The organism is Nonomuraea sp. NEAU-A123, from assembly GCF_018603905.1.
GTDB lineage: Bacteria > Actinomycetota > Actinomycetes > Streptosporangiales > Streptosporangiaceae > Nonomuraea.
This window is the reverse complement of the sequence record NZ_JAHFZZ010000021.1, coordinates 48,210-60,881: the sequence shown is the minus strand read 5'-3', so window position 1 is coordinate 60,881 and position 12,672 is coordinate 48,210. Positions and strand designations below refer to the sequence as shown.

The following is a 12,672-nucleotide window of genomic DNA, read 5'->3' as shown; positions in this document are numbered from 1 at the left end:
CGCAAATCCCGTCGACAGACCGGGCCGCGAACCGGGATCATTAGTGTTATGTCTGTGATTAAGGAGGTGCCGTTCCCCAGTCCGGACTCCCCCGAGCTTCCGATGAACATCTGGATCGACGACGCCGATTCCGCCATCGACGTCATCGACGCTCTGGCGCTGTCGCCGTTCGCGACCGGAGTGCAGCCCTGGTCCCGCCTGGCCAACCTGGAACGCGTACGCTCCGACGCCGCGCTCCGTCCCGAGCAAGGCCGGATCGTCCGTACCGCGCAGGTGCAGGACGGTTCCGAGTCGCGCCTGATCTGCGGCGAAGGCTGGACCTTGCGGATCATCCGGAACCGCAACCGCACCGCGACCGTCAGCGTCACGGCCGTCAGCGACGAGCTGGCCCGGTCCGTGCTGAAGGAGTGCACCGACGGCGCCGAGGAGCCGGAGCCCGACGCCGACCACGTCGAGATGGGCTTCTGGTGGCGCGGCACGCACGGCGGCACCCGCTCCGAGAAGCCAATCACCGCCTCGCCGTGGGACGAGATCAGCGGCAACTACTCCGCCCGGGTGCGGAGCTCACTCGATGGCCTGATGGCGGTCACCCCGGCCGACATCGGCGGGCGCCTCATCCTGCTGCACGGCCCGCCGGGCACCGGCAAGACCACGCTGCTGCGGTCGCTGGCCAAGCAGTGGCAGGACTGGTGCCAGGTCGACTGCGTACTCGATCCGGAGCGCCTGTTCAACGAGCCGGGCTACCTGATGGAGGTGGCGGTCGGCTACGACACCGATGAGGACAAGCAGCGGTGGCGGCTGCTCGTACTGGAGGACTGCGACGAGCTGATCAGCTCGTCCGCCAAGGCACAGACGGGTCAGGGGCTGTCGCGGCTGCTGAACCTCACCGACGGCCTGCTGGGGCAGGGCCGTGACGTGCTGGTGGCGATCACCACGAACGAGGACCTGACCCGGCTGCACCCCGCCGTCGTCCGACCTGGCCGATGCCTGGCCCAGCTCGAGGTCGGCGCGCTGACCAGGGACGAGGCGGTCCGCTGGCTCGGCTCATCGAAGGGCGTCGGGCCGTCGGGGGCGACGCTGGCGGAGCTGTACGCACTCCGCTCGGGCCGCACCATCCCGCCGGCCACCGAGGGCGAGTCCACCGGCCTGTACCTCTGACCGCCCGGCCGAGGCGCCCTGCCCCGGCCGGCGCGCTCCGCACCGGCCGATGCCTGGCCCACCTCGAGATCAGCCGAGCCCGGCGTGCAAGCAGATCGGCCGAGCCAGACGTGCAGGCGGATCAGCCAGGCCCGGCGTGCAGGCGGATCGGCCGAGCCTGGTGTGCAGGCGGATCAGCTGAGGCGGGCGTGCAGGCGGCGCGCTTCACGCACGAAGCCGCTGCTCCCCTTGCGCCGCGCGATCTCCGCGACGCATGGCAGCTCCCCCCGGGCCCCCGCCCATGACGCCACCCGTACGGCGAAGCCGAGCGCCTGCGTGTGGGCGGTCTGCGGACGCTCCCCCGGCCCGGGCAGGTATGCGGCCAGGAACCCGGCGACCACCTCCCACACCTCCACGTGCGCCCCGTGCCGAGCCGCGCTCTCCAGCGACTCGACCACCGCACCCAGCTTGAACCAGGCTCTGCGCAGCAGCAGCGCGAGCTGCCGCCCCACCTCGGCGGCGGGCAGGTCACCCCGCTCGGCCATCCCGACCAGCACCCGGACCCCTTCGTTGGGCTGCGCCTTGCCCAGCGGCGAGTCGCGTTCGACCAGGAAGTACGCCAGAAGCAGCGCCACCCCCTCACCTGCCGGCCCATCGGCCCGAGCCAGCGCCCGCAGCACGCCGGGCTCCACCCCGGGCGTGTTCCAGTGGTAGAGCAGGAACGGCAGGGCGTGCAGCGCCACCGCCTCCCGGTCCGACGGCAGGATGGCGGGCCACCACAGCATGTAGACGTCGCGGCCTTCCCGGCGGGACGCGTCCGGGTCGGCGAGCAGGTCCCGGAGCAGGCCGGGCTCGCCGGACGGCAGGCCGATCCTGGGCACGAGGTCGGGATGCTCCCCGCCGGAGGGTTCGCGGTCCGCGGCGTAGGCGGTGGAGCCGCCGCGCGTCCACTCGACGGCGGTCATCGGCGAGAGCCGGCCGCCGTTCATCCATCGCGCGGCCGTGACGCCCGCCCCGGACGTCAGCCCGCCCGCCCGCGCCACCACCTCGGGCGCGATCGAGCGGGGCAGCCGCAGGAGCGCCTGCCACAGGTCCGCGTCCATGGCCTTGGCACCGGTACGTTCATAGCCTTCGAGCCTGTCGACCAGCACACCGGGATCCAGGTGCCCGGTGCCGCTCGTCGGGGTGGCCAGCAGGTACGGCGGCAGCGTGCCCGCCCGCAGCGCGGCGTGAACCTCGGCCCAGCGCCGCAGCAGGAACAGGTGCGGCGGCGACACCCTCTCGGGCGACGGCAACCGCGACGACGACAGTGACGGGGACGCGGACGGGGACACGGACGGGGACGGCACCGACGAGAACGCCGAGGGCGGCGGGCCGAGCCGGATCCCGGGTGTGACGATCTGCCTGGCCATCGCCTCGGCCCACTGCTCGAGGTAGCGCCACTCCGGCTGCACGTCCAGGCGCGTCGGCCAGCTCGTCCCGCGCGCCAGCACCGAGCGGAGCCGGTCACGGTCGTTGCAGAGCCGGACGAACCCGGCCAGCCAGCGCTCAGCGCCCCGCCAGTCCTCGCGGTCGGGGAAGGCGCCCAGCTCCCGGATGTCCCCGATCGGCGAGAAGTCGGCGTCCACCTCGGAAAACCCGGGAGACTCGGGCATCGGCACGGGCACGAAGCCGTCGTCATCCTCCTCGGCCGCCGCCTCACCGCCGAACACCGCCACGAGCTGTTCGCCGAGGTCCGGCGGCAGCAGTCCGAGCGCGTCACGGATGATCTCGGCGCCCGCGGGCGTGAACCGCGCGCCGTGCTTGAGCGCCAGCCGTACGGCCCGCTCCTGGATGTCGGGGGACTCGCAGGCGAAGGCGTACGCCAGGGCCAGGGCGTATTCGTCGGCATTGTCACCGGCGTCGCGGGCGGCCTGGTCGAGCCAGGTCAGCCCGACGGACACCAGCTTGCGCTCGGGCCTGAACAGCAGCGCCTGCAGAGCCTCGGACACGTCGGCGGGATCGAGCGCGTCGAGACGGCGCAGGTGCCGCAGCGCCAGCTCGGCGACCGCGCCCGGCGCGGCGGGCAGCAGCCGCAGGTAGTCGCGGGCCCGTGACTCGACCTCGGCGTAGGTGGGTTCGAGGAGTTCGTGCAGCCGGACGAAGAAGCGCAGGTCACCGGCCGAGCCGCCGCGCAGGAAGCGGCGGACGCAGCCGTCGATCAGCAGCCCCCGGTCGATGGTGCCCTCGCTCTGGAGCACCGTCAGCGACGCCAGCCAGGTGCCGGGCTGGAGTGGGGCGGCCTGCTCCCCTTGCAGCGCTCTGCCCACGCCTTCCGCCTCGAAGATCAGCGGCAGCAGGTGGTCGCGGAGCGGATCCTCGCGCAGGCCCCGCGCGGTGGGCGATTCGCCGACCCAGGCCACCACGAGGGGATCGTGCGCGGGCGGGACCGCGCCGCTGCGCCGGAGCAGGAGGAGCGCCAGCCACGCCCCCTGCTCGCGGCTCGGGCCCCTGACCCGCGACGCGACGCGGACCGCCACGTCGGCCCGCCATTCCGGTGGCCGGGCGGCGAGCACCCGGAGCAGCGGCTCGACCGCGTCCGGCTCGGCCCGCCGGCCCGCGAACTCGCGGCGGTTGAGCCAGGCGGCGACGGCGGCCGCGCCGCCGATGGTGCCCGCCCCGGCGACGCGCATCGGCTCGATCCAGTCATCGTCGAGGTCCCACCAGTCGGCTCCGTTCGAGAACCCGAACCGGCGCCGGACGGCGGGGAGATGACCGGGCAGCCGTCCGGCCACCTCCTTCCTTCCCTCGTCGTCGAGCCCGAGTACGATCTCCGCGACCTTCCCCGCGTCACAGGTGGCGATGGCCTCCTCAACGGCCTCCCAAGCGCTCACGCCTCGACCCCGGCACGGGCACGGGCAGCGGACTCGGACTCGGCCCCGGCACGGGCGGCGGGCTCGGCCCCGGCACGGGCGCCGGACTCCGCCCCGGCACAGGCGCCGGACTCCGCCCCGGCACAGGCGCCGGACTCCGCTTCGGCACGGGTACGGGCGGCGATCCGGGCGGCGAGCACGTGCTTGCACGGCCCGCGCGACCCGGCATGGTCGAACCACCACGGGCAGGTGCAGGACCCGTCGGCGAGGCGGACCAGCCGCACGCCGCCGTCAGTCGTGACTTCGGCCGTGTCGCTGGCGAGGCGCACCGCGCCGGAGTCGGCCAGCGCGCGGGCGGAGGTCAGGCGCGGGTTGAGCTCGGCGACCTGGTCCCGGTCGTAGGGGAGCTCGCGGTGGAAGTGGGCGGCCTCGTGCAGGTCGTAGCCGACGCGCCCGGACGTGCCGAGCTGGGTCAGCGCGGCGCGTACCCGCGACGCGGGCAGGCCCGAGCGGTCGGCCAGCAGCCCGATCTCCACGGCGGGCTCGAAGTTGAGCAGCATCCCCACCACGTCGGCGTCCCCGGCAGCCTCGTCGGTGGCCAGGTCGGCGAGCACCGCGCCCTCTCCGGAGAAGCCGCGCCACGGCTGCGGCGAGATCGCCAGCGTGTAGCGCATGCCGGGCAGCTCCAGCTCCCAGGCGCTCGCCTGATGCTCGGCGCCCCCCGCCGGGCCGTACACGCGCAGGGCCTTGGCGAACCTGAGCAGCGGCATCAGCGTGGCGATCCGGCCGGCCCCGGACAGGCAGACGCCGCCGGGCGCGGGCGCGGTGGCCACCCTCAGGTCACGGCCCGCGGGGATCGCCCAGACGGTCGCGTTCGCCCTCTTCGGCAGCGAGCGCAGGAAGCGTACGGCCTGCGGTCCGCGCAGCTCGGCCCGCAGGTCGAAGGCGGCCGCGATCACCTGCACCTCGGCGAAGCCGCGCAGCCAGCGCGACGGCAGCGGCACCTTCTTCTCCACGACCGCGCCGTCGAGCGTGGTCACCGCCATCTCGTCGGGCCCGACGCCCAGGTGGAGCGGGTCCCTGCCGCCCACCCTGGCCAGCGCCTCGCGGAGCGGGCCGTTGACGTCGACGTTCGTGGTGCCGCGGTCGAGCACGTCGCCGTCGAGGGCGAGCACGTCGAGCCGGGCGTAGACGCCGCCGCAGGCGGAGAACGACTCGAACCTGAGCCGGTCACCGTCGCAGGTCACCACCGGGTCACGGGTCCAGCCGGGGCGGGGCTGGTGGTAGCGGGTGAGCGCCACGTCGGCCACGGCCAGCAGGCCCGCGGCGGCCGGCGCCGCCTGGGTGAGCAGGCCGCTGAAGAATCTGGGATGGGTCTGGGGACCGGATAACGCCGTCCCACCGGAGGTCGAGAGGCCGAGTCTGCCGTTGGCGAGCAGGGAGGGTCCGGCGTAGGAATACGCCTGCACTGCTTGAGTCATGGCCGGAAGACTAGAGATCACCACCGACAAGATCACCGCAGTACGTAAACCATCCGATGCGCGACAACGGGTGCGAAACCACAATGGGTTCGGTGCTCACCGTGGACCCGGCCCGCGTCGCCTTCGCCCGCTTCGCCATGCCGGCCACCCCTTTCACCTCCTGGACCAGCCCGGAACACCGGATCGGCTTCACCGCCACCCAGCTCGTCCCCTCGTGGACCGCGCTGACCCCGCCCGGCACCTGGATCGAGGTGGAGCTGCAGGTCAGGGTCTCGACGGGCGAGCTGTCGAAGTGGTATGTCATGGGCCGCTGGGCCGAGCACGGCGAGGTCCGCACCTCGTTTCCCGGCCAGGGCGACGAGGACGGCGACGTGGCCGTCGACACGTTCGTGGCGCGGCGGCCGGTCACGGCCTATCGGGTGCGGGTCACGCAACACGGTGCGGGCGCCCGCGTGGACTGCCTGGGCGTGATGGCCTCCGCCCTCTCCCAGCGTCCGCCCGTTCCGAGCCGTCCCGGCAGGGCCGAGGCGGTCGAGCTGGCGGTGCCCCGGCACTCGCAGCACACCCACGCCGGTCACCATCCGGAGTTGGACGGCGGGGGCGTCAACTGGTGCAGCCCCGCCTCGGTGGCGATGGTCCTCGGCTTCTGGGACCGCGGTCCCGGCCCTGAGGAGCTGGTCTGGGTGGTGGCCGGCGACCCGAGTCCCGTGGTCGACCACGCCGCGCTCGGCACCTTCGACCACAGCTATCAGGGCACCGGCAACTGGCCGTTCAACGTGGCCTACGCGGGCCGTTTCGGGCTGGCCGGGTTCGTGACCAGGCTGCGGTCGGCGACCGAGCTGGATCTGTTCGTCCGGGCGGGGATCCCGGTGGTCGTGTCGCTGTCGTTCAAGGCGCACGAGCTGCCGGGGTCCGGCTACTCCTCGGGCGGGCACATCCTGGTCGTCACCGGTTTCACCGCCGAGGGCGACGTCGTCGTCAACGACCCGGCCGCGCCGAGCGACGCCGACGTGCGCCGGGTCTATCCGCGGGCCGCGTTCGAGAACGTCTGGCTCAGGAGCTCGGGCAGCGGCGGCATCGTGTACGTCATCCACCCGCCCGAGCATTCCTTGCCCCCGTCCCTCGGCAATTGGTGACATATGAGCATTCGACCGATCGATGTGGCCCGGACCGACGGCGGCCCCCAGTGGGTGGAGGCCGTCGCCACGCCCGCCGGGCTGGAGGTCTGGTGGGACGAGCCGCGCCCGCACGAGGGCGGCCGGCGCTGCGTGGTGCGCCGCCTGCCGGGCGGCTCGCGGGTCGACGCCCTGCCCCAGGGGTGGAACGCGCGCAACCGCGTGGTCGAGTACGGCGGCCGGTCCTGGCGCCCGCTGCCCGGCGGCGGCCTGGTCTTCACCAACTGGGCCGACCAGCGCGTCTACCGCCTGGACGGCCCGCCCGCGCCGGGCGAGGCGACCACGGCCGGAGACGCGGACGGCGAGCCCGAGGCCGGACAGCCTGCGGCCGGTGAGCCCGTGGCGCTCACGCCTGAGGGGTCGGCGCGCTACGCCGACCTCTACCTGCCGCCCGGCCGGGACGAGGTGTGGGCCATGCGCGAGCAGGACGACGTGCGCGACCTGGTCGCGGTGCCCCTCGGCGGCGGCCCGCTCAGAGTGATCACCAAAGCCCAACATTTCCTGATGAACCCCCGCATATCCCCCGACGGCGGATATGTCGCCTGGATCGGCTGGGACCACCCGAACATGCCCTGGGACGGCACCGAGCTGTGCGTCGCCCCCCTCGGCCAGGACGGCACCGCCGGACCGTACCAGGTGATCGCGGGCGGCCCGGAGGAGTCCGTCATCCAGGCCGAATGGCGCGACGAGCACGCCCTGTACGCGGTCACCGACCCGACCGGCTGGTGGAACATCCACCTCATCGCCCGCGACGGCTCGGGCGCCCGCAACCTCACCCCGATGGAGTCCGAGGTCGGCACCGCGCCCTGGAAGCCCGGCAACACCTTCTTCGCGATCACCGGCGACCGCCTGGCGCTCGTGCGCGGCACCCCCGACCGCCGCCTCCTGAGCGTCCTGGACCCGGAAACGGGCGACCTGCGCGAGATCGGCGGCGAGGCGACGTACTGGGCTCCGACGATCTCGGCCGCGGCGGGCAGGGCCGTGTCGGTGTCCGCCACGCCGTACACGCCCGCCGAGGTGACCGTGGTCGATCTCGACGGCGGCGCGCACGAAGTGGTGTCGGCGCCGAAGCCGCTGCCCGACCGGGCGCTGCTGCCGACGCCGGAGACGGTGACGATCGAGGGCGTGCACGCGCACCTGTACCACCCGACCGGCGTCGAGGGTCCCGCGCCGTACGTGGTCTTCGCGCACGGCGGGCCCACCGGCAGCTACACGATGACGCTCGACCTCGAGGCCGCCTACTTCACCAGCCGGGGCCTCGGCGTGGCCATGGTGAACTACGGCGGCTCCACCGGCTACGGCCGCGCCTACCGCGAGCGGCTGCGGCACGAGTGGGGCGTGGTCGACGTGGACGACTGCGCCAGGGTGGCGCGCGGGCTGGTCGAGCTGGGCCGGGCCGACGCGGCCAGGATCGCGATCCGCGGCGGCAGCGCCGGTGGCTGGACCACGGTGGCGGCGCTGGTGCACAGCGACGTGTTCGCGGGCGGCGTCGCGCACTACGCGATCACCGACCCGGAGAGCTGGGCGGCCGAGACGCACGACTTCGAGTCGCGTTACCTCGACGGCCTGATCGGGCCGCTGCCCGAGACCCGCCGGCGCTACACCGACCGCTCGCCGCTGCTGCACGCCGCGCGGACGTCTGGGCCGTGCCTGATGCTGCACGGCCTGGAGGACGCGATCGTGGACGTGGGCCAGGCCGAGCGGTTCGTCGCCGAGCTGGACCGGCACGGCAAGCAGTGGGCCCTGCTCACCTTCGCCGGTGAGCAGCACGGCTGGCGCCGGGAGGAGACTATCGTGGCCGTGCTGGAGGCCGAGCTGGCCTTCTATGGACTGATCTTCGGGTTCGAGACGCCCGAGGTGGCACCGCTCAAGTTGAAGGGACGGCCGTGAAGAGCGTCGGCGAGATCTGCTCGGACCTGATCAGGTTCGACACCAGCAACCCGGGGTCCGGCGAGCGCCCGGCGGCCGAATACGTGGCCACCTTGCTGGCCGACGCCGGTCTGGAGCCGGTGGTGTTCGAGTCGGCGCCGAAGCGGACGACCGTGGTCGCCAGGATCGACGGCGACTCCCGCGACGCGCTGCTCATCCACGGCCATCTCGACGTGGTGCCCGCCGACCCGGCCGAGTGGCGGATGCACCCGTTCTCGGGTGAGATCACCGACGGCTGCGTCTACGGCAGGGGCGCGGTCGACATGAAGGGGTCGTGCGCGATGACGCTCTCGACCGTGCTCGGCATGGCGGCGAGCGGCCTGCGTCCCAAGCGCGACCTGGTGCTGGCGTTCCTGGCGGACGAGGAGGCGACGGGCGACTACGGCTCGCGGCACGCCGTCGCCGAGCACCGGGAGCTGTTCGACGGCGTGACGGAGGCGATCAGCGAGTCGGGCGGCTTCAGCGTCGCCGACGGCGACCACCGCGTCTACCCGATCGCCGTGGGCGAGCGCGGCACGGCCTGGATGAAGCTCACCGCCCACGGCGTGGCCGGCCACGGCTCCAGGCCCGCGGTGGACAACCCGGTCGCGACGCTGGTGCACGCCCTGTCGCGGGTGGCCGCCCACCAGTGGCCGGTACGCCTGACGCCATCGGTCGCGGCGCTGCTCCAGAGCCTGTCGGAGATCACCGGCCAGTCCATCGACCTTGACCGCCTCGACGAGGAGGCGGCCCGGCTGGGACCGCTCGGCCACCTGTTCAGGGCGCAGATCCGCAACTCGGCCAACCCGACGATGCTCGACGCGGGCTACAAGGTCAACGTCGTGCCGTCCACGGCCCACGCGCACGTGGACGGCCGCTACCTGCCGGGGCTCCAGGAGGAGTTCCTGTCGACCATGGACGAGCTGCTCGGGCCGAAGATCACCAGGGAGTTCGTCAATCTGGAGGACGCGCCGGCCGCGCCGTACCCCTCGCCGTTCTTCGACTCGCTCGCGGGCGCGCTCGTGGCCGAGGACCCGCTCGCCCGGCCGGTGCCGTACGTCATGAGCGGCGGCACCGACGCCAAGTCGTTCGCCGACATCGGCATCAAGGGGTACGGCTTCGCGCCGCTCATGCTGCGGCCCGATCTGGACTACTTCGGGATGTTCCACGGGAAGGACGAGCGGGTGCCGGTGGAGGGGCTGGAGTTCGGCACCCGCGTGCTGACCCGGCTGCTCACCTAGGGCCGAACCAGGTGTCGAGGGCCTCGGCGAGACCGGCTTCCGCACCGGCCCAGGCGACGTAGCCGTCCGGGCGTACCAGCAGGGCGGCTTGGTCCGGCGCGCCTTCCAGCACGCGGAGGTGGTCTTCGCGGCCCTTGGCGGCCGCGCGGGTTTCGGGCGGGCCCGTCAGCAGGCCGCGGCCGTCCCCCAGCAGTTCCCTGAGCCAGCCGGCGCCCTCGATCTCCCAGTCCGGCACGAACCGCCCGGCCAGCGGATGCGGCGCGTCCGGCGCATAGTCGATGTCCGTGCCGTTGACCATGGCCACGAAGTGCTGCTTGGCCTCGGGGATCGCCAGCGCCTCGGACAGCACCCCGCGTAGCGCGTCGACCTGCGGCCCCGGCCGCATCAGGGCGACCTGGGCCCGGGTGTTGCGCAGGACGCGGGCCGCCACCGGGTGCCGTTCGGTGGTGTAGGTGTCCAGGAGCCGTTCGGGCGCCTGGCCGCGGACCACCAGGGCGAGCTTCCAGCCCAGGTTGGCCGCGTCCTGGAGGCCGAGGTTGAGTCCCTGGCCGCCGATCGGCGAGTGGACGTGCGCCGCGTCCCCGGCGAGCAGGATGCGGCCCCGGCGGTACGTATCGGCGTGGCGGGTGTTGTCGCTGTAGCGGATGCCGGCCTCCAGGCTGGTGACGACCGCGTCCGTGCCGCTGACCCGCCGGATGCTCTCCTGCATCTCCTCCGCGGTGACCGGCAGGTCCCGCTCGGCGGGACCGCCGTCGAACTCGATGGTGGCGATCTCCCCCGGCACCAGCGACAGGTTCACCAGGCCACCGGGGCTGCGCAGGGACGAGGTGATCGCGCCGGGGTCGGCCAGCTCGGCCACCGCGGTGCGCCCGGTCATGGTCGCGGCTGTGCCCGAGAACGGGATGCCGGACCGCTTGCGCACGAGGCTCCGGCCGCCGTCGCAGCCCACCAGGTACCCGCCCCGTACGGTCCCGCCGTCCGCGAGCGTGGCGACCACGCCGGTGCCCTCGTCGGCGAGCTCGACGACCCGGCATCCGGAACGGACGGCGACGCCGAGCTCGGCCGCCCGGTCGGCCAGGACCTGCTCCAACTGGTGCTGCTTGAGCAGGAGCATCTCGGGCGTTCTGTTGCCGGCCTCGCCGATCAGCGGCAGGCCGCTGAAGTGCCCGCCGCTCATGCCCTGCCGGAGCATGTACACGAGCCCGGCGACCATGTCCCCCTCCGCCGGCTCCTGACCGGTCGCCAGTTCGTCGAACAGCGCCCACTGCGCCTCGGCCAGCGGCTCCACCAGCCCGCGCAGCCCCAGCGTGTGCATGGTGCGCCCGTTGAGCGAGCGCATCCCGAGGCTGCGCGTGATCCGTTCCCGGCCGGTGGCCGCCTCCAGCACCAGCGGGTCCACGCCCGCCAGCTTCAGCTCGCAGGCCAGCAGCAGGCCGACCGGCCCACCGCCGACAATCAGTACGTCCGCGTCCACGGCATCTCCCTACTTACGGTGTATGCTTACGCCGTAAGTAGAAACATACACCGTAAGCTCTGTCAACCGGAGATCTACGGCAAGAGGAGCGACAATGGCCCGGCGCGAGCCGCTGAACAGGGAGAAGATCCTGGACGCGGCCCTGGAATTGGCCGCGGAAGAGGGCCTCGAGGGGCTGTCCATGCGGCGACTGGCGAAGACCCTCGGCGTCGAGGCGATGTCGCTCTACAACCACGTCTCCAACAAGGCCGACATCCTGAACGGCCTGGCGGAGCGCGCCTTCAGCCAGGTGGAGCTGCCCGACCCGGCACTGCCGTGGCAGCAGCGGCTCCGGGCCCTGACGCTGAGCATGTACGAGGCGTTCGGCCGCTCCCCGGTGGTGCCGACAGCCCTGGTGACCGACCAGGCGAACCCGACCACCGTACGGGCGCTGACTCCGCTCGACAGCCTGGTCGGCACCCTGTACGAGGCCGGTTTCGACGACGCGGGGGTGTGGCGCGCGCTCAGCGCGGTGAACGGCCTGCTCTTCGGGTCGCTGCTGCTGTCCACAGGAGGGTTCAGCGGCGACTTCGCCGACCACGCGGGACGGCAGCAGGTCGGCGTCTACATCCGGGAGATGGACCCGGCGCAGCTCCCCCATTTCAGCAGGCTGCTGCGGAACATCCCGCGGACCGGTCCGGCCAAGGACTTCGAGCGGGCCCTGGACATGCTCATCCTAGGACTGGAACAAAGCATTCCGTTCTGATACTATGGAGACATAACTGAACGAACGGAAGGACCTCTCATGAGCGAGAACATCACGGCCGGCTGGGACGTCATCGACGCTTCGCACCAGGCGCTCCGCGAGGCCGTCCGCGGCGTCCCGGCCGGCGGCTGGGACCTCCCGACGCCCTGCGAGCAGTGGAACGTCACCCAGGTGCTCCAGCACGCCGCGGGCGACCAGGTGGGCTTCGCCGCCTTCCTCACCGGCGAGCCGGGGCCCGCCGAGAACCCGTTCGAGCCGTCGGGCGAGCTGGCCGAGGACCCCCAGGCCTACACGGAGGCCGCGCTCGAGCGCTCGGCCCGGGCCTGGGCCGGGGTCGACAAGAACGCCGAAGAGGTGCCCGTCCCGGTGCCGCCGAACAAGATGGCGCCCTCGCTCGGCGCGGGCGCCTGCGCGCTCGACGCGGCGGTGCACGCCTGGGACATCGCCCTGGCCACCGGGCAGCCCTCGCCGCTGACCCCGGAGCTGGCCAGGGAGCTGCTGCCGGTGGCGAAGAGCATCGTCGAGCCGCTGCGCCAGTGGGGCGCCTACGCCGCGGTGGTGCCCGCCGAGCCGGGCGACGACGAGGTCGCGGAGCTCCTCCGCTACCTGGGCCGCAACCCGGCCTGGACCGCCTGAAGCGCCCGGGACCGTGCGCGTCA

Annotated in this window: 9 protein-coding genes; 6 read left to right on the top strand and 3 right to left on the bottom strand. The window is 73.1% G+C overall.

The window, feature by feature from the left end; translation table 11 throughout:
- Positions 1-48: 48 nt before the first annotated feature.
- On the top strand, positions 49-1,158 hold the full coding sequence (locus KLK06_RS44530; protein ID WP_214641783.1) for a DUF5925 domain-containing protein: 1,110 nt from the start codon (positions 49-51) through the stop codon (positions 1,156-1,158).
- Between the two features lie 173 nt (positions 1,159-1,331).
- Here the strand turns inward: KLK06_RS44530 and KLK06_RS44525 are convergent, their stop codons facing one another.
- The gene (locus tag KLK06_RS44525) at positions 1,332-4,010 is read right to left on the bottom strand and encodes a DUF6493 family protein (protein ID WP_214641782.1); all 2,679 of its coding nucleotides are present in this window, start codon (positions 4,008-4,010) and stop codon (positions 1,332-1,334) included.
- Complete coding sequence (locus tag KLK06_RS44520; RefSeq protein ID WP_214641781.1) at positions 4,007-5,470, bottom strand: SWIM zinc finger family protein; 1,464 nt, start codon at positions 5,468-5,470, stop codon at positions 4,007-4,009. Before KLK06_RS44520 ends, KLK06_RS44525 begins: the two co-directional genes overlap by 4 nt.
- 83 nt (positions 5,471-5,553) lie before the next feature.
- Here KLK06_RS44520 and KLK06_RS44515 point away from each other — a divergent pair, with 83 nt between their 5' ends.
- The 3 genes from KLK06_RS44515 to KLK06_RS44505 are packed head-to-tail and all read left to right on the top strand — an operon-like array spanning position 5,554 to position 9,794.
- Positions 5,554-6,606 carry a C39 family peptidase gene (locus tag KLK06_RS44515; RefSeq protein WP_214641780.1) on the top strand — a complete coding sequence of 351 codons (1,053 nt, stop codon included), beginning with the start codon at positions 5,554-5,556 and terminating at the stop codon, positions 6,604-6,606.
- 3 nt (positions 6,607-6,609) lie between these two features.
- Complete coding sequence (locus tag KLK06_RS44510; protein WP_214641779.1) at positions 6,610-8,535, top strand: prolyl oligopeptidase family serine peptidase; 1,926 nt, start codon at positions 6,610-6,612, stop codon at positions 8,533-8,535.
- A complete protein-coding gene (locus tag KLK06_RS44505) occupies positions 8,532-9,794 on the top strand; it encodes a M20/M25/M40 family metallo-hydrolase (protein ID WP_214641778.1) in 1,263 nt (420 codons plus the stop codon). Before KLK06_RS44510 ends, KLK06_RS44505 begins: the two co-directional genes overlap by 4 nt.
- On the opposite strand, the gene KLK06_RS44500 is transcribed toward KLK06_RS44505, so the two are convergent.
- Positions 9,787-11,268 carry an FAD-dependent monooxygenase gene (locus KLK06_RS44500; RefSeq protein ID WP_214641777.1) on the bottom strand — a complete coding sequence of 494 codons (1,482 nt, stop codon included), beginning with the start codon at positions 11,266-11,268 and terminating at the stop codon, positions 9,787-9,789. The genes KLK06_RS44505 and KLK06_RS44500 overlap by 8 nt on opposite strands.
- A 94-nt stretch (positions 11,269-11,362) precedes the next feature.
- On the opposite strand from KLK06_RS44500, the gene KLK06_RS44495 reads away from it, so the two are divergent.
- Positions 11,363-12,013 carry a TetR/AcrR family transcriptional regulator gene (locus KLK06_RS44495; protein WP_214641776.1) on the top strand — a complete coding sequence of 217 codons (651 nt, stop codon included), beginning with the start codon at positions 11,363-11,365 and terminating at the stop codon, positions 12,011-12,013.
- 39 nt (positions 12,014-12,052) lie between these two features.
- Positions 12,053-12,649 (top strand): TIGR03086 family metal-binding protein, encoded by a 597-nt coding sequence (locus tag KLK06_RS44490; RefSeq protein WP_214641775.1) that lies wholly within the window; start codon positions 12,053-12,055, stop codon positions 12,647-12,649.
- Positions 12,650-12,672 lie beyond the last annotated feature (23 nt).